This window comes from Seongchinamella unica (genome assembly GCF_004354085.1).
Taxonomy (GTDB): Bacteria; Pseudomonadota; Gammaproteobacteria; order Pseudomonadales; family Halieaceae; genus Halioglobus; species Halioglobus unicus.
This window is the reverse complement of the sequence record NZ_SMSE01000001.1, coordinates 1,238,802-1,264,407: the sequence shown is the minus strand read 5'-3', so window position 1 is coordinate 1,264,407 and position 25,606 is coordinate 1,238,802. Positions and strand designations below refer to the sequence as shown.

The 25,606-nt window shown below is 61.0% G+C and carries 29 protein-coding genes; 11 read left to right on the top strand and 18 right to left on the bottom strand.

What is annotated here, in order from left to right; genetic code table 11:
• The first annotated feature begins 66 nt into the window (after positions 1-66).
• Together E2F43_RS05540 and trmB are read left to right on the top strand one after the other, a co-directional pair.
• Positions 67-444 carry a DUF423 domain-containing protein gene (locus E2F43_RS05540; RefSeq protein ID WP_133210389.1) on the top strand — a complete coding sequence of 126 codons (378 nt, stop codon included), beginning with the start codon at positions 67-69 and terminating at the stop codon, positions 442-444.
• Position 445: 1 nt separating this feature from the next.
• A complete protein-coding gene (gene trmB / locus E2F43_RS05535) occupies positions 446-1,132 on the top strand; it encodes a tRNA (guanosine(46)-N7)-methyltransferase TrmB (RefSeq protein ID WP_133210387.1) in 687 nt (228 codons plus the stop codon).
• A 5-nt stretch (positions 1,133-1,137) separates the two neighbouring features.
• Here the strand turns inward: trmB and hemW are convergent, their stop codons facing one another.
• The 8 genes from hemW to E2F43_RS05495 all read right to left on the bottom strand — a co-directional run bounded on the left by hemW (position 1,138) and on the right by E2F43_RS05495 (position 7,292).
• Positions 1,138-2,271 (bottom strand): radical SAM family heme chaperone HemW, encoded by a 1,134-nt coding sequence (gene hemW, locus E2F43_RS05530; RefSeq protein WP_238946754.1) that lies wholly within the window; start codon positions 2,269-2,271, stop codon positions 1,138-1,140.
• Between the two features lie 4 nt (positions 2,272-2,275).
• A complete protein-coding gene (gene rdgB, locus E2F43_RS05525) occupies positions 2,276-2,872 on the bottom strand; it encodes an RdgB/HAM1 family non-canonical purine NTP pyrophosphatase (protein WP_133210383.1) in 597 nt (198 codons plus the stop codon).
• Positions 2,873-2,880: 8 nt separating this feature from the next.
• A complete protein-coding gene (locus E2F43_RS05520) occupies positions 2,881-3,321 on the bottom strand; it encodes a DUF4426 domain-containing protein (RefSeq protein ID WP_238946753.1) in 441 nt (146 codons plus the stop codon).
• A 7-nt stretch (positions 3,322-3,328) separates the two neighbouring features.
• Positions 3,329-3,919, bottom strand: a complete 591-nt coding sequence (gene metW / locus E2F43_RS05515) for a methionine biosynthesis protein MetW (RefSeq protein WP_133210381.1) — start codon at positions 3,917-3,919, stop codon at positions 3,329-3,331.
• Positions 3,919-5,067 carry a homoserine O-succinyltransferase MetX gene (gene metX, locus E2F43_RS05510; RefSeq protein ID WP_133210379.1) on the bottom strand — a complete coding sequence of 383 codons (1,149 nt, stop codon included), beginning with the start codon at positions 5,065-5,067 and terminating at the stop codon, positions 3,919-3,921. The genes metW and metX overlap by 1 nt, the downstream gene beginning before the upstream one ends.
• 10 nt (positions 5,068-5,077) lie before the next feature.
• Complete coding sequence (locus E2F43_RS05505) at positions 5,078-5,665, bottom strand: YggT family protein (protein ID WP_133210377.1); 588 nt, start codon at positions 5,663-5,665, stop codon at positions 5,078-5,080.
• A 4-nt stretch (positions 5,666-5,669) separates the two neighbouring features.
• Positions 5,670-6,488, bottom strand: a complete 819-nt coding sequence (proC, locus tag E2F43_RS05500) for a pyrroline-5-carboxylate reductase (RefSeq protein WP_133210375.1) — start codon at positions 6,486-6,488, stop codon at positions 5,670-5,672.
• A 111-nt stretch (positions 6,489-6,599) separates the two neighbouring features.
• Positions 6,600-7,292: a YggS family pyridoxal phosphate-dependent enzyme gene (locus E2F43_RS05495; RefSeq protein WP_133210373.1), complete on the bottom strand. Its 693-nt coding sequence runs from the start codon at positions 7,290-7,292 to the stop codon at positions 6,600-6,602.
• A gap of 137 nt (positions 7,293-7,429) precedes the next feature.
• Between E2F43_RS05495 and E2F43_RS05490 the strand changes: the two genes are divergently transcribed.
• On the top strand, positions 7,430-8,464 hold the full coding sequence (locus tag E2F43_RS05490) for a type IV pilus twitching motility protein PilT (RefSeq protein ID WP_133210371.1): 1,035 nt from the start codon (positions 7,430-7,432) through the stop codon (positions 8,462-8,464).
• A gap of 34 nt (positions 8,465-8,498) precedes the next feature.
• Complete coding sequence (locus tag E2F43_RS05485; RefSeq protein WP_133210369.1) at positions 8,499-9,644, top strand: PilT/PilU family type 4a pilus ATPase; 1,146 nt, start codon at positions 8,499-8,501, stop codon at positions 9,642-9,644.
• Between the two features lies 1 nt (position 9,645).
• Here the strand turns inward: E2F43_RS05485 and ruvX are convergent, their stop codons facing one another.
• The 4 genes from ruvX to gshB are packed head-to-tail and all read right to left on the bottom strand — an operon-like array spanning position 9,646 to position 12,565.
• Positions 9,646-10,083: a Holliday junction resolvase RuvX gene (gene ruvX, locus E2F43_RS05480; protein WP_133210367.1), complete on the bottom strand. Its 438-nt coding sequence runs from the start codon at positions 10,081-10,083 to the stop codon at positions 9,646-9,648.
• A complete protein-coding gene (locus E2F43_RS05475; RefSeq protein ID WP_133210365.1) occupies positions 10,080-10,670 on the bottom strand; it encodes a YqgE/AlgH family protein in 591 nt (196 codons plus the stop codon). The genes ruvX and E2F43_RS05475 overlap by 4 nt, the downstream gene beginning before the upstream one ends.
• 58 nt (positions 10,671-10,728) lie before the next feature.
• Positions 10,729-11,595, bottom strand: coding sequence for an energy transducer TonB (locus E2F43_RS05470; protein ID WP_133210363.1), 867 nt, complete (start codon positions 11,593-11,595; stop codon positions 10,729-10,731).
• Positions 11,596-11,608: 13 nt separating this feature from the next.
• Positions 11,609-12,565, bottom strand: a complete 957-nt coding sequence (gshB, locus tag E2F43_RS05465) for a glutathione synthase (protein WP_133210361.1) — start codon at positions 12,563-12,565, stop codon at positions 11,609-11,611.
• A 129-nt stretch (positions 12,566-12,694) separates the two neighbouring features.
• Here gshB and E2F43_RS05460 point away from each other — a divergent pair, with 129 nt between their 5' ends.
• Entirely contained in the window at positions 12,695-13,942 is a 1,248-nt protein-coding gene (locus tag E2F43_RS05460; RefSeq protein WP_133210359.1) for an alpha/beta hydrolase, read from the top strand.
• A gap of 13 nt (positions 13,943-13,955) precedes the next feature.
• Positions 13,956-14,591 (top strand): NUDIX hydrolase, encoded by a 636-nt coding sequence (locus E2F43_RS05455; protein WP_133210357.1) that lies wholly within the window; start codon positions 13,956-13,958, stop codon positions 14,589-14,591.
• Positions 14,592-14,647: 56 nt separating this feature from the next.
• Here the strand turns inward: E2F43_RS05455 and E2F43_RS05450 are convergent, their stop codons facing one another.
• A complete protein-coding gene (locus E2F43_RS05450; protein WP_133210355.1) occupies positions 14,648-14,920 on the bottom strand; it encodes a DUF4242 domain-containing protein in 273 nt (90 codons plus the stop codon).
• A 115-nt stretch (positions 14,921-15,035) separates the two neighbouring features.
• Between E2F43_RS05450 and E2F43_RS05445 the strand changes: the two genes are divergently transcribed.
• The gene (locus E2F43_RS05445) at positions 15,036-15,953 is read left to right on the top strand and encodes a LysR family transcriptional regulator (protein WP_133210353.1); all 918 of its coding nucleotides are present in this window, start codon (positions 15,036-15,038) and stop codon (positions 15,951-15,953) included.
• Between the two features lie 121 nt (positions 15,954-16,074).
• Positions 16,075-16,698, top strand: coding sequence for an OmpA family protein (locus E2F43_RS05440; RefSeq protein WP_133210351.1), 624 nt, complete (start codon positions 16,075-16,077; stop codon positions 16,696-16,698).
• Between the two features lie 35 nt (positions 16,699-16,733).
• On the opposite strand, the gene E2F43_RS05435 is transcribed toward E2F43_RS05440, so the two are convergent.
• A complete protein-coding gene (locus tag E2F43_RS05435) occupies positions 16,734-17,465 on the bottom strand; it encodes a 16S rRNA (uracil(1498)-N(3))-methyltransferase (RefSeq protein WP_133210349.1) in 732 nt (243 codons plus the stop codon).
• Positions 17,466-17,646: 181 nt separating this feature from the next.
• Here E2F43_RS05435 and E2F43_RS05430 point away from each other — a divergent pair, with 181 nt between their 5' ends.
• On the top strand, positions 17,647-18,015 hold the full coding sequence (locus tag E2F43_RS05430; protein ID WP_133210347.1) for a DsrE family protein: 369 nt from the start codon (positions 17,647-17,649) through the stop codon (positions 18,013-18,015).
• Between the two features lie 83 nt (positions 18,016-18,098).
• Positions 18,099-18,791 (top strand): winged helix-turn-helix transcriptional regulator, encoded by a 693-nt coding sequence (locus E2F43_RS05425; protein ID WP_133210345.1) that lies wholly within the window; start codon positions 18,099-18,101, stop codon positions 18,789-18,791.
• Positions 18,792-18,838: 47 nt separating this feature from the next.
• Here E2F43_RS05425 and metF read toward each other — a convergent pair whose 3' ends face one another.
• From metF to E2F43_RS05405, 4 genes are all read right to left on the bottom strand, one after another.
• Complete coding sequence (gene metF / locus E2F43_RS05420) at positions 18,839-19,675, bottom strand: methylenetetrahydrofolate reductase [NAD(P)H] (protein WP_133210343.1); 837 nt, start codon at positions 19,673-19,675, stop codon at positions 18,839-18,841.
• 6 nt (positions 19,676-19,681) lie between these two features.
• Positions 19,682-21,073, bottom strand: coding sequence for an adenosylhomocysteinase (gene ahcY / locus E2F43_RS05415; RefSeq protein ID WP_133210341.1), 1,392 nt, complete (start codon positions 21,071-21,073; stop codon positions 19,682-19,684).
• A 111-nt stretch (positions 21,074-21,184) separates the two neighbouring features.
• The gene (gene metK / locus E2F43_RS05410; RefSeq protein ID WP_133210339.1) at positions 21,185-22,345 is read right to left on the bottom strand and encodes a methionine adenosyltransferase; all 1,161 of its coding nucleotides are present in this window, start codon (positions 22,343-22,345) and stop codon (positions 21,185-21,187) included.
• Positions 22,338-23,366, bottom strand: a complete 1,029-nt coding sequence (locus tag E2F43_RS05405; protein ID WP_133210337.1) for an ArsR/SmtB family transcription factor — start codon at positions 23,364-23,366, stop codon at positions 22,338-22,340. Before E2F43_RS05405 ends, metK begins: the two co-directional genes overlap by 8 nt.
• Positions 23,367-23,600: 234 nt before the next feature.
• Here E2F43_RS05405 and tkt point away from each other — a divergent pair, with 234 nt between their 5' ends.
• Entirely contained in the window at positions 23,601-25,604 is a 2,004-nt protein-coding gene (gene tkt, locus E2F43_RS05400) for a transketolase (RefSeq protein ID WP_133210335.1), read from the top strand.
• Positions 25,605-25,606: the final 2 nt, after the last annotated feature.

Sequence of the window (25,606 nt, the reverse complement as noted above, 5' to 3'; positions counted from 1 at the left end):
GGCGATGATTGACATCAACATCATCGTCTTCCAGAGGGCTCCGGCATTTCAGGGGTAGCACCTACCATGGCAAAACTCTTTATTACCCTCGCATCACTCAGTGGCATGCTCGCCGTTGTGTTTGGCGCCTTTGGCGCCCACGGGCTGCGCAACCGCCTGGATGAGTACCAGATGGGTGTGTTCGAAACGGCGGTGCAGTACCACTTTTACCATGCACTGGCCCTGCTGGCCGTGGGCGTGATTGCGCTCAACCACCCCCAGACGATGTTGCTCAAGAGTGCCGGCTGGTTGTTCCTCATCGGCACCGTTGTTTTTTCAGGCAGTCTCTATCTTCTCGCCCTCACCGGCGTGAAGTGGCTGGGTGCTGTCACCCCGCTGGGCGGTCTGGCGTTTATTGCCGGCTGGGCCTGTCTGGCAGCGGTCGGCTGGAAACTGCTGGGCTGATATGAGCGACGACAGCAAGCACCGCAGAATCCGCAGTTACGTGCTGCGCACCGGGCGCATGACCCCGGGACAGGAACGTGCTTTCAAGGAGAACTGGGTGCGCTGGGGGCTGGAGCACAGTGATGGCGCCCTGGATTTCGATGCCCGCTTTGGACGCCCGGGACCGCGGGTGCTGGAAATTGGCTTCGGCATGGGCCAGTCGCTGGTGGCGATGGCCGCCGCGGCGCCAGAGAAAAATTTCGTCGGTATCGAGGTCCACAAACCCGGGGTGGGACGCCTGCTGCATTCCATGGCCGATGACGGCGTGGATAACATCAGGGTCTACTGCCACGACGCGGTCGAAGTCCTGCAGGATTGCATCGCCGATGCATCACTGGATACGGTGCAGATATTTTTCCCCGACCCGTGGCACAAAAAACGTCATCACAAGCGACGGTTGATACAGCCGGAATTCGTCGCCCTCCTCACCCGCAAGCTGAAACCGGGCGGGGTTATCCACCTGGCCACCGACTGGGAAAACTACGCCGAGCAGATGATGGAAGTCCTGTCTGCCGCCGGGGGACTGAGCAACCAGGCGGGACCTGGCGAATATGCCCCCCGCCCTGATGACCGGCCTCTGACCAAGTTTGAGGCTCGCGGCGAGCGCCTCGGACATGGGGTCTGGGACTTGTTGTTTCAGCGCGACTGAGGCTGTTACGCCGGCAGGAACTCGGCGATCACCGTATCCAGAAACCGGCGCCCCAGTATGGTTGCCCGGACGTTATCACCCTCTTGTTCCAGTAGGCCCCGCTCACACAGTGCCCCCAGTGTCGGTTGCAGATGACGTGCCTGCAGGCCGGTAGCCCGTTCGAATCCGGGCAGGCTGAAGCCCTCGTTGAGGCGCAGGGCGAACAGCATAAATTCGCTCATCACCTCGGGCCTGCCCAGTTCACGGCTGCTGGCGGTATAGTTTTCTCCCGTCAGGTAGTCCCCGGGTGTTCTGGTTTTCGCATAGCGCAGAATCCGGCCGTCTGCCCCGGTGATCTTGCCGTGAGCGCCGGCGCCAATGGCGAGGTAGTCCCCGAATGACCAGTAGTTGAGATTGTGGCGACACTGCATGGTGGGGCGGCTGTAGGCCGAAACCTCGTACTGCCGGTAGCCCTCATCGGCAAGTAACTGTTCGCCGGCATCCTGGATATCCGCCAGGGTGTCCTCCACCGGCAGGATTGGCGGTCGCTTGTTAAACACCGTGTTGGGTTCGATCGTCAGCTGGTACCAGGACAGGTGTGCCGGCTGAAAATCGACCGCGGTCTGCAGGTCTGCCAGCGCGTCTTCAACCCCCTGGCCGGGCAGACCGTGCATGAGGTCCAGGTTGACGCTGTCGAACCCGGCAGCCTGGGCGCACTCAACCGCGGCGCGGGCCTGCCCGGCATCGTGGACTCGCCCCAGTGCCTGCAACTTGTCTTCCTGGAAGCTCTGGATGCCCAGCGACAGCCGGTTGATCCCGGCCTGGCGAAATCCCAGGAATTTGCTGGCCTCTGCGCTGCCGGGATTGGCCTCCATGGTGGCTTCCAGCGTCACCGCAAGATTGAGCTGCTGCGCCACACCTTGCAGCAGCCGGTCAATGGCCTGGGCGCTGAACAGGCTGGGGGTGCCGCCGCCGATGAACAGGGTCTGCACTTCCCTGTCTGCCGCCAGGTCCTGGTCACGGCGCAGATCATCCAACAGTGCCTGCACATAGTCCCCCTCCGGGATGTGCGTTGCCTCGTGTGAATTGAAGTCACAATAGGGACATTTGCGCTCGCACCAGGGCAGGTGGATATACAGGCTCAGGGGTGGCAGTTGCACAGGTTCAGCGGCCGCCGCCCAGCGCCTGCAATAACAGGGCGCTGGCCCTGGCCCGGTGGCTGATCCGGTTTTTCTCCCCGGCAGGCAGTTGCGCCGAACTGCAGTTGTGTTCGGGCACATAAAACAGCGGGTCGTAACCAAAACCCTGCTCACCCTGCTCGGCAAACAGGATGCGTCCCTCCCAGCTCCCCTGGCAGATCAGCGGCGTCGGGTCCATGGGGTTGCGCATATACACCAGCACGCACTGGAACCGCGCGCTGCGCTTGCCCTCGGGTACGCCCTCCAGTTCCCGCAGCAGTTTGGCGTTGTTGGCGGCATCGCCCTGGCCGGAGTAGCGGGCGGAGTGAATACCGGGGGCTCCCTGCAGGTAGTCCACCTCCAGCCCGGAGTCATCGGCGATTGCCGGCAAACCGGTATGCTCACAGGCGGCCCGCGCCTTGATGATGGCGTTCTCGACAAAGCTCAAGCCATCCTCGGGCACGTCCGGCACGCCAAATTCGCCCTGGGACCTGATTTCCATGTGCAGGGGAGCGAGTATCCGGCTGAACTCTTTCAGCTTGCCGGCGTTGTCACTGGCAAGGACGACGATCTGCTTGTCCATGGCTGCCCTCAGTCCTCGTACATCTTGTGCTGGAGTTTGAAGGTATAGGTCTGGGTCGCGCCCTCGGGGCGGAAGTGGACCTCGAAAAAGCGATGTTCTTCGTCGAGGAAACTGATCTCGGCGATATAGTAAATCGCGGGTCCCTCTTTTACCTCCTGGAATTCGAGGACCTCCTGTTTTTGCAGCAGGTCCCGGGTGGTGCCCTTGAGCTGCATGGACCGGCCCACGTCACCGCCCCCGGGCAAGTGTTCCCTGACTGACAGATTCAGGATGGCCCGGTCCTTACCCCGGGTGATGCCATAGGTGGCGGCCACGTCCGGTTCGATAAAGGTGGTGTTGACCACGCTGTAGTGCAGTTCGTAGGTGCCGAACATTTGCGACTGCTGGGCGTTCGCGGGGGCGACCTGCAGAGCGATAATGGCGAACAGGATAACAACAAGTCTGTACATGGTGACCTCAGCGGGTGATGTGGTAAATCGCAGTAGTCGCAAACATATTGGGCCAGACATTGGCCAATAGCGGTTTACGCTCCGTATTACCTACTACGTCGCGGGCCAGAATGCGGATGCCCCGCTCGCGGCATAGCGCCTCAAAATCACGCACGGTGCAGAAGTGGATGTTGGGGGTGTTATACCAGGTGTAAGGCATGAACTTGGACACCGGCATTCGTCCCCTGGCGCCCAGGTAGAGCCGGCACTTCCAGTGACCGAAGTTGGGAAAGGTGACAATACACTGGCGGCCAATGCGCAGCATTTCCTCCAGCACCCGGTCGGGGTAGTGCACTGCCTGCAGCGCGTGGGCGAGCACCACCGTGTCGAAGCTCTGGTCCGGAAAGTTACCCAGGCCCTGGTCCATATCCTGTTCGATGATATTCAGGCCGCGGCTGATGGCCTGGTTAATGTTTCCCTGGTCGATCTCGATTCCGGTGCCGCGCACCTGGCGCTGGTCCCTGAGTATTTGCAGGAACTCGCCGTTGGCGCAGCCCAGGTCCAGTACCCGGGAGCCGGGTTCGATCCAGCGCTGGATATGTGACAGGTCCTGGCGCATCAGCCGTCACCTCCCACCCGCTTCATGTAGGCGGTAAAGGCTTCAATGTAGCGCGGTATAGGCATCAGGAAAGCATCATGGCCCTCGTCCGCCTCGATTTCGGTGTAAGTGACCGGCCGCTCGGCGGCGATCAGGGCGTTGACGATTTCCCGGGATCGCGCTGGCGAGAAGCGCCAGTCGGTGGAGAATGAGGCAACGAAAAAACTGCAGCGGGCATGACGGAATGCCTTCACCGGATCGTGGTCGTATTCCCGGGCGAGATCAAAGTAATCCAGTGCCCGGGTCATCAGGATGTAGGTGTTGGCGTCAAAGCTGCCGGAAAACTGGCTGCCCTGGTAGCGCAGGTAACTCTGCACCTGAAACTCGATGTTGTCCTCGTCGCCCATCTCGAAACTGCCCGAGCGCAGGTCGCGGCCAAACTTGTTGGCCATCGCCTCGTCGGAGAGGTAGGTAATGTGACCGACCATTCTCGCCAGGGCCAGCCCCTGGGCCGGCGTCGTCTGCTGGTATATGTAATTACCGCCCTCAAAAGCAGGATCGGAGATAATGGCCTGGCGTGCGAGTTCATTAAAGGCCAGGTTTTGAGCACTGAGTTTCATTGCCGCGGCTATCACGACGCAATGTTTAAGTCGCTCCGGGTATTCCAGGGCCCAGCGCATGGCCTGCATGCCACCCAGGCTGCCGCCGATGACGGCCGCCCAGCAATCTATCCCCAGCCGGTCTGCCAGTCGGGCCTGGCTATGGACCCAGTCGCGGGCGCGCAGGGGCGGAAAATTGGGACCCCAGGGTTTACCGGTGTCAGGGTTGATACTGGTGGGGCCGGTGGAGCCGTGACAGCCACCGAGGTTGTTCAGGCTGACGACAAAAAAGCGATCGGTGTCGATGGGTTTACCGGGGCCTATGCACTCGTCCCACCATCCGGGCTTGCGGTCGTCCTCGCTGTGGTAGCCGGCGGCATGGTGGTGGCCGGAGAGGGCGTGGCAGACCAGTACCGCATTGGTGCGGTCCGCATTGAGTTCGCCGTAGGTCTCGTACACGAGTTCATAGCTGGCTAACACCTTGCCACAGGCCAGGGTGAACGGCTTGTCAAAGCGAGCGAGCTGGGGCGTGACTATGCCGATGGATCGGCGGTCGCGGTCTGCAGTCATCAGCCGCTACTCAAAGACCGATGACCAGTGCCGGGTGCAAGCCCACTCCGGCCGCCATGTGGCGCAGGGCGATCTGGACCACGTTAATCAGGATGAAAACCAGGATTGGCGAAAAATCCATGCCTCCCATGGGTGGCAGTAGCTTGCGGAAGGGCGCCATTACCGGCTCGGTGATCTGGTACAGCAGGAATACGGCCGGATTGCCACTGCCGGGGGCCAACCAGCTGAGAATTATCATCGCCAGCAGGGCGAAAAAATAAATGTTCACCAGCAGTCCCAGCAGTCCCAGTGCCGACCACAACAGCAGTAATAGCGGATTGGGCAATCCCAGGCCGTAGAGCCCCATCAGGACGATGATACACAGCATCTGCAGCAGCAGTGCCAGTAGCAGTGAGGCCAGGTCCATGCCTGCGAGACCGGGCAGGACTCTGCGCACCGGCAACACCAGCGGGTTGGTGACCTTCACCAGGAACTGGCTGATCGGGTTATAGAAGTCGGCGCGCACCAGTTGCAACAGAAAGCGCAGGACCATGGCCAGCATGTACAGGGTTAGCGCTGTCTGCACCAGGTAAATAAATATCTCGTTAAAAGCACCCATGTTGTTATCCCATCTCCCTTGCCATCTCGTCGGCCCGGTCGGCCGCGGCCTGCATTGCCTCACTCACCAACTGGCGCAGTCCGGCTGCTTCAAAACTTTCCACTGCGGCCTGGGTGGTGCCTCCCGGGCTGGTGACCCGGCGGCGCAATTCTATCAGGTCGACGTCACTTTCCAGTGCCATCCGCGCCGCGCCCAGGGCGGTCTGCTGGGCCAGTCGGGTCGCGGTTCCCCGGTCCAGGCCCTGGGCCACGCCAGCGTCTATCATTGCCTCCATGAACAGGAAAAAGTAAGCGGGACCGCTGCCGGACAGGGCGGTAACCGCATCCAGGTCTTTCTCCCGGGGGACCCAGCTGAGTAATCCCACCGCCGACAGCACCTGCTCGGCATGGCGCCGTTGCACCTCACTGACCTGTTCATTGGCGAACAGTCCGCTGGCGCCACAGCCCAGCAGGGCCGGGGTATTGGGCATGCAGCGCACGATGGCAGTGGCGTTACCCAACCAGGACTGCATGCTGTTGATGGTGATGCCGGCGGCAATGGAAATGACCAGGCTGTCGGTCGCCAGACTGGCAGAAATACCGGTGCATACCTCCGCCATAACCTGCGGCTTGACCGCCAGGATGATGACGTCCGCTCCCGCCGCCGCCTCATGGTTGCTGGTGCAGGCATGCACGGGAGCGACCTGCTGCAATCGCTCCAGGCTTTCCGGGAACGGGTCTGCAGCGCGAATGTGGTCGGCGGGGTGGCCGGCTTCAACCAGGCCGCCGACAATGCTGGTGGCCATGTTGCCGGCGCCGATAAAGGCGATGGTAGGTGTGCTCAATGCCGGATCTCAGTTAGTTGCGGGTTAATGTGCCGTCACTCCCGCTTGCCGTGGATGACGGTGTGGTTGGTGATTCCAAACCGAAAGTATACCGCCCGCCGCCGGGCAATATCACCTCTGCCTTGGCCCAAAGATGGCGGTACCGATCCGGATCATCGTAGAGCCTTCTGCAATCGCCGCTTCCCAGTCACCGGACATACCCATCGAAAGCGTGTCCATGTGGGGGTGGTCCTGCTGCAGTGCCTCGAACACCCGGCGCAGACGGGCAAACGCCTGTCGCTGTTCCTGCTCATCGTCGGTGGCCGCGGGAATCGCCATCAGGCCCCTCAGCTGCAGGCCGGGTAACTCGTCGACCAGCGCCGCCAGCGCCGGCAACGCCTCCACGCTAGCACCCGACTTGCTCTCCTCGCCGGAAATATTCACCTGCAGGCAGACCTGCAGGGGGGGCAGCCCCGTCGGGCGCTGCTCGCTCAGCCTGCGGGCGATCTTCTCCCTGGCGACGCTGTGGACCCACTGAAAGTGTTCGGCAATGGGCCGCGTTTTATTGGATTGGATAGGGCCGATAAAATGCCAGGTAATGGGCAGGTCGGCCAGTTGGTCGATCTTGTCCAGCGCTTCCTGCAGGTAGCTCTCGCCAAACTGGTTCAGGCCGCAGGCATGGGCGGCCCGGATGTCCGCGGCGGGCCTGGTTTTGCTGACCGCCAGCAGTATGGGGGTACGGTGTGCTTTTTGGCTTTTTTCTGCACTCAGACGTACCCTCTGGAGTAGCTTTGCTATATTGTCGTTGGGGAAGGGCTGGCTCATGCCGCGAATGGTAGCTGATTCGCGGCACCGGGGGCCATATAAAGCCCAAATAAAGAAGAACAGAGCGGCCAGCGGGCCGAGGGCCTGGCGATCCCAGGGGAGCCTGAACGGCTTGTCGTCATGCCAGAGGGGATAAAATGGACATTACAGAGCTTCTCGCATTCAGCGCCAAACAGGGTGCTTCTGACCTGCACCTATCCGCAGGATTGCCGCCGATGATCCGGGTTGATGGCGATATTCGCCGGATCAACCTGCCGCCGATGGAGCACAAGCAGGTTCATGAGTTGATTTACGACATCATGAACGACAAGCAACGCAAGGATTACGAGGAATTCCTCGAGACCGACTTTTCCTTCGAAGTCCCCGGCGTGGCGCGATTCAGGGTGAATGCCTTTAACCAGAACCGCGGTGCCGGCGCTGTGTTCCGTACCATTCCCTCGAAAGTCCTGACCATGGAAGACCTGGGTATGGGCCAGGTGTTCAGGGATATCAGTATGATGCCGCGGGGCCTGGTGCTGGTCACCGGCCCGACCGGATCCGGTAAGTCCACCACCCTGGCGGCGATGGTCGACTTTATCAACGACAATAAATATGAACACATCCTCACGATTGAGGATCCCATCGAATTCGTTCACGAGTCCAAGAAGTGCCTGGTCAACCAGCGGGAAGTGCACAAGGACACCCTTGGCTTTGCCGAGGCCCTGCGCTCCGCCCTGCGGGAAGACCCGGATATTATTCTGGTGGGTGAGATGCGCGACCTGGAAACCATCCGCCTTGCCCTGACCGCGGCGGAGACCGGGCACCTGGTGTTTGGCACCCTGCACACCACCTCGGCGGCAAAAACGATCGACCGGGTGATCGACGTATTTCCTGCGGCGGAAAAAGACATGGTGCGCTCGATGCTCTCGGAATCCCTGCAGGCGGTGATTTCCCAGACACTGCTCAAGCGCACCACGGGCGGCCGGGTTGCGGCCCACGAGATCATGCGGGGCACCTCTGCGATTCGGAACCTGATTCGCGAGGACAAGGTGGCACAGATGTATTCAGCCATCCAGACCGGTCACGCCATTGGTATGCAGACCATGGACCAGTGCCTGCAGGAGCTGGTGGACAAACGGATTGTTTCCCGCGATGTGGCGCGGGAGAAAGCGCGCATGCCGGAGAATTTCTAGGGTGACGCAATAACCAGAAACAGGGGGCGGTATCATGCAAATAGAAGACTTGCTGCAACGGGTAGTGGACGACGGGGCCTCGGACGGGTTCATCTCTGCCGGAGCTCCTCCCAGTATCAAAATCGATGGCACCTTGTACCCGATTAATGACATTCCGTTGACGTCGGAAGAGGCGGCCGAGCTGGTTCTCTCCACCATGGATGAAGAACAGCGGATTCACTTTCACGAACACCACGAATACAACTTTGCCATCGGCCGCGAGGGGCTGGGGCGCTTCCGGGTCAGCTGTTTCCAGCAAAAAGGCGATTACGGCATGGTGTTGCGCCGTATCGTCACCGAGATTCCCACCATCGATGAGTTGGGACTGCCGGAGATCATCAAGGATCTCTCCATGACCAAGCGCGGGCTGGTGATTTTTGTCGGTGCCACCGGTACCGGTAAGTCGACCTCGCTGGCCGCCATGGTGGGTTACCGCAACGAGCACAGTCGCGGCCATATCATCACCATCGAGGATCCCATCGAATACATGCACAACCACGGCAACTGCATTGTCACGCAGCGGGAAGTGGGGGTGGATACCGAGTCCTTTGACGTGGCCCTGAAGAACACCCTGCGGCAGGCGCCGGACGTGATTATGATTGGTGAGGTACGTACTGCCGAGACCATGATGCAGGCGCTGACCTTTGCCGAAACCGGCCACCTGTGCCTTTGTACCCTGCACGCCAACAATGCCAACCAGGCGCTGGATCGCATCCAGAGCTTTTTCCCACCGGAACAGCACAACCAGGTGTGGATGGACCTGTCACTGAACCTGCGTTCCATGGTGGCGCAGCAATTGCTGCCGCGCAAGGACGGCGAGGGGCGGGTGCCGGTGGTGGAAGTACTGCTGAATTCGCCTCTGGTGGCAGACCACATCCGCAAGGGTGAGGTACACCTGATCAAGGACCTGATGGCCAAGTCTACCGAACTGGGCATGCAGACCCTGGACCAGTCCCTGACCAAGGCCTACAAGGATGGCCTCATCAGCAAGGAAGACGCGATCCGCTACGCCGATTCCGCCAACGATGTGCGGCTGGCGATCAAGATGTTCGAAAAAGGCCAGTTCGGGGTCGGCAGCGACGACTTTTCCCTGTCCTACGACGAAAAGGACGACAAGGGCCGCTTTATGGGCCGCAGCTGATTCAGGGCTCCGGGACCCTGTTGTCGGCCAGCCAGGTCTGCAGGATCAGTTCTGCCGCCAGGCTGTCGACAGGATCGGCGTTGTAATCTCCCCGGTGGCCCCGCTCGCGGCTCTGTTGCTTGGCCTCGAAGCTGCTGAGCCGTTCATCCACCATGATCACTGACATACCCAGCCTGCCGTGCAGGCGTCGGGCAAACTTGTTGGCCCTGGCCGAGAGCTCGCTGGCACTGCCGTCCATGTTCAGGGGTTCACCCACCACCAGCAGGTCCGGTTGCCACTCTGCTACCAGTTTAGCGATCTCGTCCCAGTCGGGGATACCGTCCCTCGCCCTGAGAATGGGCAGGGGGCGGGTGGTGCCGAGCAGGGTATTCCCGGTGGCGACACCGATCTGGCGCAGGCCGTAGTCAAAGGCGAGGACGGTGCGGGGGGGCTTGTTCAGGCGTGTCCCGCCTCCCCGGAGATGAGGTTCATGTCGATACCCAGCTGCGCGGCAGCCTTGCTGAGGCGCAGTTCGGCGGGCGTGGAGAATATGATTTGGCTGTCTGCGGGCAGGGTCAGCCAGCTGTTTTCTGCCAGTTCCTGCTCCAATTGACCGGCTGACCAGCCGGCATAGCCCAGGGCGATGAGGTGCTCCTCCGGGCCGTTGCCGTGGGCGATGGCGCGGAGGATATCCCGTGAGGTGGTCAGGGTGATTTCGTCGGTCACTTTCAGGCTCGCTTCCCAGGCGCTGTCGCTGCCACGGTGGAGCACGAAGCCGTGATCGATTTGCACGGGTCCGCCGGCCATGACCGGCATCTTGGAAAAATCCCGCAGGCTGTCGATTTGCAGGTGCTCGAAAATCTCGCCCACCGAGAGATCCAGGGGCTGGTTGATAACAATGCCCATGGCGCCGCTCTCGCCGTGCTCGCAGATGTAGGTAATGCTGTGGGAAAAAATGCCTTCACTGAGACAGGGCATGGCGAGCAGGAAATGATCCCGCAGACTGTCGCTGCTCCTCGCGGTAGTGGCGTGCACTCGTCCTGGCATGGTTGCGAAAATGACCTCGGTGGCGTCTTAAATGCCCGAAAACGGCTGTTTTCCGGCGTTAATTGGAGCCTAGCTCATTTTCCTGAAATTGCCATGTGCGAATGATTTCCAGCTTGTCGGTCGTGGCTGCAAGCTCAGCGGGAAAGGGTGAGTAGGGCGCTGCCATGCGCACGATTTTGAGTGCTGCCTCGTCCAGTACCGCATATCCGGATGACTTGAGCACCTTGATATCTTCCAGGCTGCCGTCCTTGCGGATAACCACCAGCAGCCGCAGGTCACCGTAAAGCCCGTAGCGTACCGAGGCTTCCGGGTAGTACTTGTTGCCAACGGCCTCGAGCCGCTGGCGCCAGTCCGCCAGGTAAGCCGCGTCGGCCGCCTGTTTGGCGGATACGGAGGTGAGTCGCCTGACCCGTGGCCGGTTGGCGTAGGCCTGTGTCTGTTCGTCCAGGGTCGCCTCAAGCGATGCCAGCTGCTGGGTCAGCGGGTCGACTTCCGGGTTGGTGCCCGGCGTCAGTTGCTGCCGTTTTTCATCCTGTTCGCGCTGTTCGTCGACCACCCGCGGAGCGGCGGCAACGGTCGACAGTAACTCGCCGCTGGCACTGGTATCGGAATCCGTATGTCGCGGTGCGGACTGTTGCGGGGTGGGCGACTGCAGGAGAGATTCGCTATTTTGTGAGCTGGCGGCCTCGAGCTCGGCCTCCTGGCCAGAGCCCTTTTGGTTCTGCTGGGCGATGTGCCGTGCCTCGTCCGGGGCCTGTGCGCTGGGCCGGGTCGCCAGGGTCACTTCAATCTGCGGGTTGTAGTGGGGGCTGGACTGGCTGCTGAACGACACCGCGAATGCCAGCAGAACGTGCAGGCCGGCGGCGACCAGCACCGCATTGCGCATCCGTTTGTGTTCACCCTCCGAGTGCTCCAGATAATACATCGTCCCTGGCAGCTCAGCTCCGTTTATTCAGTTCCCCGGCAATACAATCCATCAGATTACCGGCGATGTCCAGATCGTATCCGGCGTCAATTTCACGAATACAGGTGGGGCTGGTGACGTTTATCTCGGTGAGGTAATCGCCGATGATGTCGAGACCGGCAAACAAAATGCCGCGCTCTCGCAGGAAGGGCGCAACCTGCTCTGCAATCCAGCGATCCCGGTCGCTGAGTGGCTGGGGTCTGCCGGTTCCGCCGGCGGCCAGATTGCCGCGCAGTTCCCCGGCCAGGGGTACTCTTGCCAGGCAGTAGGGAACCACCTCGCCATTAATCGTCAATATCCGCTTGTCGCCGTCGATGATCTCGGGGATATAGCGCTGTGCCATGATGCTCTGCTGGCCATGTTGGGTGAGGGTCTCGAGGATAACGCTGACATTGGGGTCACCTTCCTGGGCCCGGAAGATTGAACTTCCGCCCATGCCGTCCAGGGGCTTGAAGATGACGTCCTTGTGCTCCCGATAGAATGCCTTGAGCCGGTTTATTTCACGGCTTACCAGCAGCGGCGGGCAGCATTGGGGAAATTGCGTGGCAAAGACCTTCTCGTTGCTGTCTCTGAGGCCCTGGCAGCGATTGACGATCAGGGTGCCCTTGCGCTCGGCGTCTTCAAGGATGTAGGTACTGTAGATGTACTCGTTGTCGAAGGGCGGGTCCTTGCGCATCAGGATCACATCGAGCTCCGCAAGCGGCTGATCCTCAGCGTCTTTCAGGTCGTACCAGGCCTCGGGGTCGTGAAATACCGCCAGCGGCGACATGGCCGCCCGGGCGTCCCCATCCCGCAGGTAGAGGTCCTTTTGCTCCATGTAGAACAATTGCCAATCGCGGGCCTGGGCGGCCCAGAGCATGGCCAGTGTCGTGTCTTTTTTGTAGTTGATATCGGCAATGGGGTCCATTACCACGCCCAGTTTGATTGTCATGGAGGACTCCTGTCGGTAAGCGGCATGCTACGTTACGCAATGGCTAAAAGCAGCGCAAGCGTGTCAGGTAGTGAATTAGTGATTGCTGCCCTAGAATAGGCGGTTTGCAATGCTGACGGAGGCTCGATAGTGAGCGGACTCTATTTTTTCCTGGCGGTCGTGTCCGCCATTGGCACCTGGAGCGCGGTCATCCAGGCCAGGCGCATCTACTGGGCAGCCCCCTTTTATTTCCTGGTCGCCTGGCTTACTGGCGAGCTGGCCATGATACACCTGATCTGGCAGGTGGCACTGACAGCATTGCTGGCATTCAGCGGGCTGCTGGACAGCGGTCTCGCCCAGGCGGGCCTGGGAGTGTTTGCCCTGTCATGGCTGGGACTTGCCTACCTGCACATCCAGTCCATGGAGACGCCACTCGTTCTGCGCCGGTCACTCAAGCGCGGCCTCGGCGAGGACTACCGCAGCACCCTGCCGGTTGAGCGCCAGCGGGTGCTGGAGGATGGGGTCAGGGCCGCTCACTGGATGCGGCCATTCAGGATGGCGCGCGAAGGCGTGCGCGTGCACTCACACATCGCCTACGCTGAGGCCGGTAAGCGCAATCTGCTGGACATTTACCACCCCCGGGAACCCCGGGAGGGCGGATTCCCGGTGCTGCTGCAGGTGCACGGGGGTGGCTGGATGATCGGTGAGAAGGAACAGCAGGCCAAGCCACTGATGTACCACCTGGCCCAACGGGGCTGGCTGTGCGTGGCGATCAACTATCGACTGAGCCCGAATGCGGCATTTCCCGCCCATATTGTCGATGTGAAAAAAGCCATTGCCTGGATTCGTGACAATATCGCTGAGTATGGCGGTAACCCGGACTTTATTGCCATCACCGGCGGCTCCGCCGGGGGCCACCTGAGTTCGCTGGCGGCGTTGACCCCAAACTACGCGCCCTATCAGCCCGGGTTTGAGGAGGCGGACACGTCCATCCAGGCCGCGGTGCCCTTCTATGGCGTGTATGATTTTTTGGATCGGTTTGATATCCGGTCTGAGATGTCGATGGAAAAAATGCTGGCCGACAAGGTGATGCAGTGTCGTCAGGAGCAGGACCCGGAATTGTGGGACAGGGGGTCGCCACTGAGTAATGTGAACGAGGATGCACCGCCGATGTTTGTGATCCATGGCACCCACGATTCCCTGGTCTGGGTAGAGGAGGCACGGACGTTTGTCTCTGCCCTGCAAAAGACATCGAAACAGGCGGTGGTTTACGGGGAACTGCCCGGCGCCCAGCACGCCTTCGAGGTGTTCCACTCCGTGCGCACCGACCATACGGTGAATGCGGTGACGGATTTCCTCGAGTGGAGCCATGCTCGCTGGCTGCAGCAGCAGGCCTGAGGGCGGGCGGCCAATGCCAACCCTGCAGCAGTATGAGCACGGCCCGGGTATGCGCGAGCAGTTGCAGGCCAACCTCTCCGCTTTCCAGTCCCGGGCCCAGTCCAACCCGGACCTGAAGCATGCAGCCGTGGTGCTGGCCATAACGCGGTTTGAGCGGGAAGCGGCGATCATTGTCACCCGTCGCGCCCGCAGCCTGCGCGCCCACTCCGGCCAATGGGCGCTGCCTGGCGGCAGACTCGACCCCGATGAAACCGTCAGGGAAGCGGCGTTGCGGGAAATGCACGAGGAGATCAATCTGTCGCTGGACGCGAAGCAGATTCTCGGCACCCTCGATGACTACGTGACGCGTTCGGGCTACCTGATCACCCCGGTTGTTGTCTGGAATGAGATTCCCTGGCGTGAGCTGCAGCCCAACCCGGGCGAAGTGGCGAGCATTTCGCCTTTCGGGTTTACCGAACTGGCCCGCAGCGATTCCCCGCTATTGAGTGACGCCGCTCAGGGCGGTCGGCAGGTGTTGTCCATGCACTTTAACGGCGATGTGATCTTCGCGCCCACCGGGGCCCTGCTCTACCAGTTCCGGGAGGTGGCCATGCTGGGGCGCAGCACCCGGGTCCTGCATTACGACCAGCCGCGTTTTGCGTGGCAATGAGCCGGCTCCGGCAGCTGGCAGCCCACTCCGTTGTGCCCGGTTGTCGCCGGCCCGGCTTACTCCGCGGTCGTCGGATCGATGACCGAAGCCACGCGCTTGATGCTGTTGGCCGGGAAACCCCCGGTGGCCGCATGTTCAGCGATCTGTTCCTCGTCTTTCGCCAGGTATTCGCAGTAGATCTTGTCGTCGCAGACGAAACTGCGGATCCACTGAATCTCCGGCCCCATATTTTTTAGTACGCCGCAGGAAGTCTGCGAAATTCCCTGCAGTTCATCAGGCGACAGATCTCCCGCCCCGGGAATTTCGCGTTCGATGATGTATCTGGGCATGGTTTGCTCCTCAACGTCTGTGAATCGGGTTGCAGCGACAAGTGTGGTCACAACGGGTAATGCTGTCTAACAAATATTAAATATAGTAGATTATTTGTTATTTGGATAATTGACGATGAGCCTGCGCAAGACCGACCTCAACCTGCTGGTGATACTGGATGCCCTGCTGGATGAAGCGCACGTATCCCGTGCGGCCCAGCGTATCAACCTGTCACAACCGGCCACCTCCGCGGCCCTGGAGCGATGTCGGCAGCTGTTTGACGATCCCCTGCTGATTCGAAGCAGGGGCGGGATGATCCTGACCCCAAAGGCCGACCGTTTGCACCATCGACTCAAACAAGTACTTGTCGAGCTGGAAGACGTGTTGGAGAGCCGCGATGAGGACTTGCAGCGAATCGAGCAGACCTTGCGGCTGTCGATGTCCGATGCCTATGTCGCCAGCCTGGGACCGAAACTGGCCGCCTACCTGGGAGCGACCGCACCCGGGGTCAACCTGGTATTTCTGCCCTGGGTGGGACCCGGAGCCGCGCTGGAGCAGCTGGTCAAGGGCCAAGTGGACCTCGCCATCTCCCAGTTTCCACAGGTGCAGTCCAGCATCAGCAGGCGAGAGCTGGCGCATGAAGACTATCGGATTATTCTTCGCAAGGATCATCCTGCACTGGCCAGGTTTGACCTCGATACCTGGCTGGCACTGCCACACCTTATCATGTCGGGCCGGGGCGAGACGCGAACGGGACTGGATCTGCTGCTGGAGGGAATGGGGCGAAAGCGCCGGGTGGCGATGGTGGTTCCCAGCTTCAATCTGGCGCTGCCACTGCTGCAACAAACCGAGTTGGTGTCAATGCTGCCGGTCCATGGGGTGCCGCGGGAACTGTTCGCGGAGTTCGAATTATTGCCCCCGCCCGTGGATATGCCCGGTTATACCGTGCACCTGGCCTGGCACCGCCGGCTGGATGGCGACCGGGTAACAGGCCATGTGGCCGACTTTATTGCTGGTGAATGTTTTCCCCTGGATGCGGCAGGGACCGGCTGAAAGACTGCCTTCTGCCGTTGGCAGGCGACCAAGGTCTTATTGCGCCGGTCCTCTGCGGCGAGTCAAATGAGGTTATGGACGCCTTTCGCTGTCTGAGATTCACGCCAGAGGAGAAATCTAAATGAAAAATTATCAGCCAACTGCGGCAACCTTATTCATCGCCGCTGTTCTGCTGGCCGGTTGCTCCGGTGCGACTGGAACCTACGAGACCCAGCCCTATGTCACCAACGGCGGTGAAACCGTGGTTCGGGTCACCGATCGCCAGGGCCATTGCATCCGCACCCCGGACTGGACAGAAGCAACGGCCACCAGGGAATGCGACCCCCAGTTGTTTACTGACCCCGAGCCCATGGCGGCGGCCGCGGCGGCCGAACCCCGCTATGAAGCCATGACACTGTCCGCCGTTGCCCTGTTCGAGTTCGATAGTGCGCAGGTGACGGAGAATGGCCTGGTCGAGCTGAAGGCGCTAGGAGACAGCATCCGCTCCAGGGGCGCCTCGGTCGTGGACATCGATATTATCGGCCACACCGACAGCGTGGGGGCGGAGGACTACAACCAGCAGCTCTCCGAGCGTCGCGCCAACGCGATCAGGGATTACCTGGTCAACCAGCGAAATGTCGATGCCGGCATTATCGATGTGTCAGGGATGGGAGAGAGCTCGCCGGTCGCCGACAACGCTACGACTGAGGGCCGGGCACAAAACCGCCGGGTTGAAGTCCGGGTGGGCACCCAGGTCCCCAACTAGCGGTAAGCTTGCGGGGTTGAGGCGGACCGCCGGCTTCAGCTGAGCATGTCGCCCCACCTTCCCTGCAGCAGGGCAATGGCTGCCAGCGGTGCTGTTTCCGTTCGCAGCACCCTCGGTCCCAGCCGCAACGACTGGTAGCCGGCCGATTCCGCCAGGCGGATTTCACGGTCGCTGAGACCCCCTTCCGGGCCGATCAGCAGGGCAACGCTCACCGGCGCCGCATCCGCACCCTCGTCATTGAGTGCGCGGTGGTGCAGGACCAGTTTACGTTCGGCCTGGGTCGCCTGCAGCCAGGCATCCAGTGACACCAGGGCCTCCAGCCGTGGAATGCGGTTGCGCCCGCACTGCTCACAGGCGCTGATGGCAACCTGTTGCCAGTGCGTTGATTTTTTTGCCGCCCGTTCCCCCCGGAGTTTTACCTCAGTGCGCTCGGTTAACAGGATGGTGATCTGGCTCGCGCCGAGTTCGGTGGCCTTCTGAATTACCCAATCGATGCGGTCACCCCGTGATGCGGCGATACCGAGGTGGATGGCCAGGGGGGATTCGGCCTCCCTGGGGTTGTGTTTCCCGGTGGTAATGGATACCTGCTTCTTGCCGATGGCCGACAGGGTAGCGGGGTACTCCCCGCCACGGCCGTCGAATACAACCAGAGCTTCACCCACCTGCATACGCAGGGCGCGGGCGAGGTGCTGGCTGGGCCCCGCTTCCAGCTCAAAGCTGCCATGGGGTGCAAGTGCCGCAGTGGTGTAGATCCGGGGAATACGCATGGGCGCATGCTACTACAGCGGTCGTTGATTGTGGACGGTAGTTAATGCGACCCGCTTACTACAAATTTAGTAGCCAGTTACTACAGATTTTGTCGGTTAACTGACCGTTGCATTGCTCTAGGCTGTTCTTGCGATCGGGGATGAGACCCCGAAGGATTATCAATAACAGGAGCAAAGAGCAATGGATAACGAAACCAAAGACCTGATCATAGTAATGACACGCGGTATTCACGATGAAGTCTCTACGGTAGGCCTGACACTGGCCAATGGAGCGCTTACCTCGGGCAAGACAGTGGGCGTGTTTCTCACCAGTGCAGCGATAGACCTGGTGCGCCGCAATGGCATTGACCACACCCATGTCAGCCCGATGGAGCCACTCAAGAATCTGCTGGAAGATTTTATGGCTCGCGGCGGCGATGTCTGGGCCTGCCCCCCCTGTACGACCGCTCGCGGCTATGATCAAGAGTCGCTGGTCGAAGGGGTTGTTATCTCTGGTGCCAGTGTCATCTTCGAGCGCATTCGTCAGGGTGCGGCGACGCTGACTTTCTAGGAAGGTCAGCGTCGCCGGTGGGTCTTCAGCTGATCCTGGCGAAGGTGTACGCTGGTCTTCGTGTAGATAACGGGAGCCCAGCCATGTTCGACTACGGTGAGTTTTGTCCGATCTCCCTGGCGACCTCGGTATTGTGTGAGCGCTGGACGTTGCAGATCGTTCGCGAGATGTTGCTCGGGGCAACGCGGTTCTCCGAGTTCCAGAGTCACATGCCGAGGATATCGCCGAGCCTGCTGAAGACGCGCCTGCGGTTTCTGGAAGAGCAGGGGGTGTTGGTTCGCAAGGCGCGCGCGGGCCAGCGTGGCAGCACCTATCACCTGACCCCGAAGGGGCGGGCGCTGGAGCCGGTGCTCTCGGAATTGGGCAAGTGGGGTATGTACTGGGTCCACGACCGGATTACCGATGAAGCGCTTAACGCCACGACCCTGATGCGCGATATAAGTGCCGGTGTGAAAGTGGAAGAGCTGCCTTCCGGTAACTCCCTGATCCAGGTCAATCTTGATGGCCTGCCGGATTTTCCCCGGCAATACATCCGGGTCTGCGAGGGTACGGTGGAGTTATGTGAAGTGGATACGGGGCACGAGGTGGACGTTTACATCACCGCTAGCCTCAAGACACTTACCCGTATCTGGTACGGCGACCTGGCATTGTCCAGGGCACGGGAGAGTGGCGATCTCAAGGTAGTGGGGCATCCCGAGTACGTGCGGTGTCTGTCTCGCTGGTTCGGTATCAGCGGCTACGCCAATCACAACCGGAATTTTATCGGTAAGGCCTGAAACAAGGTAACGCCGCACAGGACGCGCAGCGTTACAGCAAACAGGTGCTACAGCCCCAGGTTGTTGTAGATCTCCCGGGTCGGCTCCACCTGATTCATGGTGTAGAAGTGGATGCCGGGAGCGCCCGAATCAATGAGTGTCTGGCACAACTGGGTGACCACCTCCAGGCCGAATTTGCGCACGCTGTCCAGGTCGTCGCCATAGCTCTCCATGCGCTGGCAGATCCAGCGGGGGATTTCCGCGCCGCAGTTGCGGGAGAATCGGGCCAGATTCTGGTAGTTGGTGATGGGCATGATGCCGGCATAAATCGGCTTGTCGATACCCGCCGCCGCGCATTGGTCCAGGTAGTAGAAATACGCTTCCACGTTATAGAAATACTGGGTGATGGCGCTGTTGGCGCCGGCGTCCAGTTTCTTCCTGAGGAATTGTATGTCGCTATCGTAACTGCGGGACTCGGGATGGATTTCCGGGTAGGCGGCCACCTCAATCTCGAAGTGATCGCCGGTGCGCTCGCGGATAAACCCCACCAGGTCGTTGGCGTGTACCAGCTGCATCGCCGCACCCATGCCCGAGGGCATGTCGCCGCGCAGGGCGACCAGCCGTTTGATGCCTCGTTCCCGGTAAGTCTCCAGCAGGGCGGCAACGGTTTCCTCGTCGTCCCCCCCAAAGCTCAGGTGCGGGGCCACGTCGATGCCGGTTGCGCCGATGGCGGAGACGACCCCCAGGGTGGTGTCCCGGGTGGTGCCGCCGGCGCCATAGGTGACAGAGAAGAACTCGGGGTTGAGCTCATTCAGCGCCGGTGTGGTCTCATTGAGCAGCTTTTCCCTTCCCGCCTCGGTCTTGGGCGGGAAGTATTCAAAGCTGATTCTGGGCTTGGCCACCATCGCTCCTTAGTACTTGTAGCTTTCGGGTTTGAAGGGGCCGTCGATGTTGACGTTGATGTACCGGGCCTGTTCGCTGGTCAGCTTGGTAAGGACTGCACCGAAGCCGCCGATCATGTGGGCGGCCACTTCCTCGTCCAGCTTTTTGGGCAGGACCTCTACGGACAGGGCAGCGGGCTTCATTTCCGGCTCCAGATTGGCGAACTTACGCTCGTACAGGTAAATCTGCGCCAGTACCTGATTGGCAAAAGAGCCATCCATAATGCGCGAGGGGTGGCCGGTGGCGTTACCGAGGTTTACCAGGCGGCCCTCGGACAGCAAGAGCAGATGATCGTTGCTGGCCTGGTCGCGGTAGACCTTATGGACCTGGGGTTTCACTTCTTCCCACTCCCAGTTGCGGCGCATGAAGGCGGTATCGATTTCGTTGTCGAAGTGGCCGATGTTACAAACCACGGCACCGGACTTCAGGGCCCTGAGCATGTACTCGTCGCAAACGTTGTAGTTGCCGGTGGTGGTGACGACAAGGTCGGTAGTTTGCAGCAGTTCTCGGTTGACGCACTCGTCGTTGCCCTTGTTCTCGCCGTTGATATAGGGGGAGACCACTTCAAAGCCGTCCATGCAGGCCTGCATGGCGCAGATCGGATCGACCTCAGTGATTTTAACGATCATGCCTTCCTGACGGAGAGACTGGGCGGAACCCTTGCCTACGTCGCCGTAGCCGATGACGAGGGCTTTTTTACCCGCCATCAGGTGGTCGGTGCCGCGCTTGATGGCATCGTTGAGGCTGTGGCGGCAGCCGTACTTGTTGTCGTTTTTGGACTTGGTGATCGAGTCATTGACGTTTACCGCCGGTACTTTCAGGGTGCCCGCTGCAAGCATTTCCTGCAGGCGGTGCACGCCGGTGGTGGTCTCTTCGGTGATGCCGTGAATGCTGTCGAGCATTTGCGGGTATTTTTCGTGCAGCATGGCGGTCAGGTCGCCACCGTCGTCCAGCACCATGTTGGCATCCCAGGGCTGGCCGTCCTTGAGGATGGTCTGTTCCAGGCACCAGTCATACTCTTCCTCGGTCTCACCCTTCCAGGCAAAGACCGGAATTCCGGCCGCCGCAATCGCTGCAGCCGCGTGGTCCTGGGTAGAGAAAATATTGCAGGAGGACCAGCGCACCTCCGCACCCAGGGCAGTCAGGGTCTCGATCAGCACGCCAGTCTGGATGGTCATGTGGATACACCCGAGAATTTTTGCGCCTGCCAGAGGCTTGCTGTCGGCATAGCGGGCGCGCAGGGCCATCAGCGCGGGCATTTCGCCCTCGGCGATGTCCAACTCGCGGCGGCCCCAATCGGCCAGGGAGATATCGGCGACCCTGTAGTCGGTGTTGGTGTCCAGTTTTTCTGCTGTGCTCATGGTTTGTGTCCTTCAGTTGCGTCAGGGCCGCCAGGCCCTGAGGTTAAGTCCTTGTCATTCCGGCGCAAGCCGGAATCTACCGGCCCACGCCGGGATGACCTTGATAGATGGTTACAGCGCCGCCTTCAGCGCCTCTGCCTTGTCAGTCGCTTCCCAGGTGAAGTCTACGTCCTCGCGTCCGAAGTGACCGTATGCTGCAGTTTTACGGTAGATTGGCCGTTTCAGATCCAGCATTTCGATCAGGCCGCGTGGGCGCAGGTCGAAATGATCGCGTACCAGCTCGGCAATCTTGTCATCTGACAGCTTGCCGGTGCCGAAGGTGTTAATGGCGATCGAGGTGGGCTCGGCCACGCCGATGGCGTAGGAAACCTGGATCTCGCAGCGATCGGCGAGACCGGCCGCAACCACATTCTTGGCCACGTAGCGGCCGGCGTAGGCCGCCGAGCGGTCCACCTTGGACGGGTCCTTGCCGGAGAAGGCGCCGCCGCCGTGGCGGGCCATGCCGCCGTAGGTGTCGACGATGATCTTGCGGCCGGTCAGGCCGCAGTCGCCGACAGGGCCGCCGATGATGAACTGGCCGGTGGGGTTGATGTGGTACTGGGTGTTTGCGTGCAGCCACTCGGCGGGCAGGGTTTCCTTGATAATCAGGTCCATCACCGCCTCGTGGATGTCTGCCTGCGCTATGTCGGCATCGTGCTGGGTGGAAAGCACCACCGCATCGATGGCCACCGGCTTGCCGTTCTCGTAGCGCAGGGTCACCTGGCTCTTGGCATCGGGCCGCAGCCAGGGCAGGGTGCCATGCTTGCGCAGTTCTGCCTGCTTTTCCACCAGGCGGTGTGAGTAGTAGATGGGCGCTGGCATCAGCACCTCGGTTTCGTTGGTGGCGTAGCCGAACATCAGGCCCTGGTCGCCAGCGCCCTGTTCCAGGTGCGCGCCTTCGCCCTCGTTCACGCCCATGGCGATATCGTGGGACTGCTTGCCAATGGCGTTAAGCACGGCGCAGGAGGCACCGTCAAAGCCAACATCGGAGCTGGTGTAGCCGATGTCCAAAATCACCGCGCGAACAACCTCCTCGAGATCCACATAGGTGGAGGTGGTGACCTCACCGGCGATAACGGCCATGCCGGTTTTCACCATCGTCTCTACCGCGACCCGGGCGTCCTGGTCATCGGCGATGATGGCGTCGAGGATGGCATCGGAAATCTGGTCCGCCATTTTGTCCGGGTGGCCCTCAGAGACAGACTCCGAGGTGAAAATCGCATATTCACTCATGCTTGGTTTCCTTCAGTGATTGGCGGTGGCCAAAGAGGCGCACCTGTATTTGAAATCCGTTGCGTTGCGCCAGGTAGACACTGGCGATGTCATCCAGACCGGCGGCCAGGGCCCAGCGGGTTAGATCCGCCGGGTCAAAACCCAGCCACAGGTCACCGCAGTTCTCTCTGGCCCAGCCCTGGTCATGGCGGCACAGGTCAGTCACCAGCACCACGCCACCCGGGGCCAGGCAACCGGCCACATCTTTCAGGACCTGGCCAGGGTTTGGTGTGTGGTGCAGCACCATGTTGATGACCACACAGTCGGCCTGCAGTTCGCCCAGCCGCGGGTGGCCGGTCTCGCCGTGAACAAATTCAATGTTGTTGAGGCCGGCTTCGCCGGCCCTGGCGCGCGCCTGCTCCAGCATGGCCGCCTCGATGTCCAGGGCGACTACCTGATCGAAGGCGGGCGCCAGCTCCAGTAGAAAGCTGCCGTCACCGGGGCCCACCTCCAGTGCCGTGCCATGTCGCGCCAGCCGGGCATTGCGCAGGACATCCGCCACCGAGCCCGCGTACTGCTCGTAACTGGCAATCAAATCCTGCTGCTGGCGAAATTTGTCGGCATTATCGCGAAAGAAATTCCGCGAATTCTGCTCCCGCTGGCGGTGCAGGGCGTCCAGGGACTGCTCTGTTCCAGCCGGCAGCTCAATCCGGTCCACCGATTCAAACAGCGCGCTTTGCAGCGTTTCCAGCTCCGGTCGCTGGCCCAGTTCCGCGCGACGGTAGAAAATGGAATTCCCCTCGCGGCGGGTGGCTACCAGCGACGCCCCGGCCAGGACCTTGAGGTGGTGGCTGAGAGCGGGCTGGCGAATGTTGAAAATCGCGCACAGTTCGGAAACCCCGAAGGAATCCTCGCGCAACACCCGCAAGACCTGCAGCCTGAGCGGGTCAGCGCTGGCTTTACAGAAAGCGGCCAGGTCGCTGGCCAGATCGGGCTGTTCCGGCTCGTTGGCGCTTCCGGGTGTCTTGGTTGCAGATAACATGGCGCAGGATTCTAGCAGGACGGGCAATCTATATCAAAATATTTTGATATAGCTTTGGGGCGATGTCGCAGTAGTGTCCGCGTGCCGGCACCCCGGCCCCGATTAGCGCTTACCGGGCGTGAAATCCCGGGGCGGGCAGGTACAATTTACCCCCGATTTGATTGCTGTTAGCGCCTTGTTACGCGAAAATGGCGGCCCTTTTTTCAGCAGTTTCCCCCTGAAACGGAGAACCACATGTCGTCCAACCGCACTGAACTCGCCAATGCCATCCGCGCCCTGAGCATGGATGCAGTCCAGAAGGCCAATTCCGGTCACCCTGGTGCCCCCATGGGTATGGCAGATATCGCTGAAGTTCTCTGGAACGACTACCTGCAGCATAACCCGGCCAACCCGGACTGGCCCAACCGCGACCGTTTTGTGCTCTCCAATGGCCACGGCTCCATGCTGATCTACTCCCTGCTGCACCTGACCGGCTACGACCTGCCGATTGACGAGCTGAAAAATTTCCGCCAGCTGCACAGCAAGACCCCGGGCCACCCGGAGCACGGCTACACCCCGGGGGTGGAAACCACGACCGGCCCGCTGGGCCAGGGCATCAGCAACGCGGTGGGTATGGCCATTGCGGAAAAAGTACTGGCTGAGCAGTTCAACCGTGAAGGCCACGACATCATCGACCACTACACCTACACCTTCCTCGGCGACGGTTGCCTGATGGAAGGCATTTCACATGAGGTTTGTTCGCTGGCCGGCACCCTGGGCCTGGGCAAGCTGGTGGCCTTCTACGACGACAACGGCATCTCCATCGATGGTGAAGTAGACGGCTGGTTTACCGATGACACGCCGACGCGGTTCAAGAGCTACGGCTGGCAGGTAATCAACGACGTTAACGGCCACAGTCCCTCTGAAATCAAGGCTGCGATTGAGGCCGCCCGCCACGAGACCGGCAAGCCGACCCTGATCTGTTGCAAGACCATCATCGGTAAGGGCTCGCCCGGCAAGCAGGGCAGCGAGTCCTGTCACGGCGCTCCCCTCGGTGGTGACGAAGTCGCCGCCACCCGTATTGCCCTGGACTGGCCTCACGAGCCTTTCGAGGTGCCGGAAGAGGTCTACGCCGGCTGGAACGCCCGCGACAAGGGCGCCGCAGCGCAGCAGGCCTGGGATGAGCAATTTGCCGCCTATGCCGCCGCCCACCCCGACCTCGCCGCCGAACTCCAGCGTCGCCTGGCGGGTGAGCTGCCGCAAGACTTTGCTGCCCGGGCCGAAGACTATATCGCCGAGTGCCAGCGCGATGGTGCCAGCATCGCTTCCCGCAAGGCCTCCCAGAACTGCCTCAATGCCTATGGCCCCATACTGCCGGAACTGTTCGGCGGGTCAGCCGACCTGGCCGGCTCCAACCTGACCATCTGGTCCGGATCAAAAGGCATCAGCAGGGACGATGCCAGCGGGAACTACCTGTATTACGGGGTGCGCGAATTCGGTATGGCCGCGATCATGAACGGCATTGCCCTGCACGGCGGGTTTATCAATTACGGCGCCACCTTCCTGGTGTTCATGGAGTATATGCGCAACGCGGTGAGGATGGCCGCGTTGATGAAGCAACAGTCGATCTTCGTGTTTACCCACGATTCCATCGGCCTCGGCGAAGATGGCCCCACCCACCAGCCGGTGGAGCAGGTCGCGTCCCTGCGCAGTACGCCCAACATGAATACCTGGCGCCCCTGCGACACGGTCGAATCCGCTGTTGCCTGGAAGGCAGCCATCGAGCGCCGGGATGGCCCTAGCGCGCTGGTCTTCTCGCGCCAGGGATTGCCCCACCAGGACCGTAGCCCCGAGCAGGTGGCAGAGGTGGCCCGCGGCGGCTACGTGCTCAAAGCCTGTAACGGCACTCCGGATGCGATTGTGATCGCCACCGGTTCCGAGGTAGCCCTGGCCATGGCTGCAGCCGAGCGCCTGGAAGAGGCGGGCAAGAACATTCGCGTGGTGTCCATGCCCAGCACTGAAGTGTTCGAGGCCCAGGACGCGGCGTATCGCGAGGCTGTTCTGCCCTCGGACGTGCTGGCCAGGGTTGCCGTCGAGGCTCTCCACGCCGACTACTGGTACAAGTACGTGGGCCTGGACGGGCGCATTGTCGGCATGACCACCTTTGGCGAATCCGCCCCCGCCGGCGACCTGTTCCAGGCGTTTGGCTTCACCGTGGATAACGTGGTGGCCGCCGTGGAAGAGGTGCTGATCGACTAGCC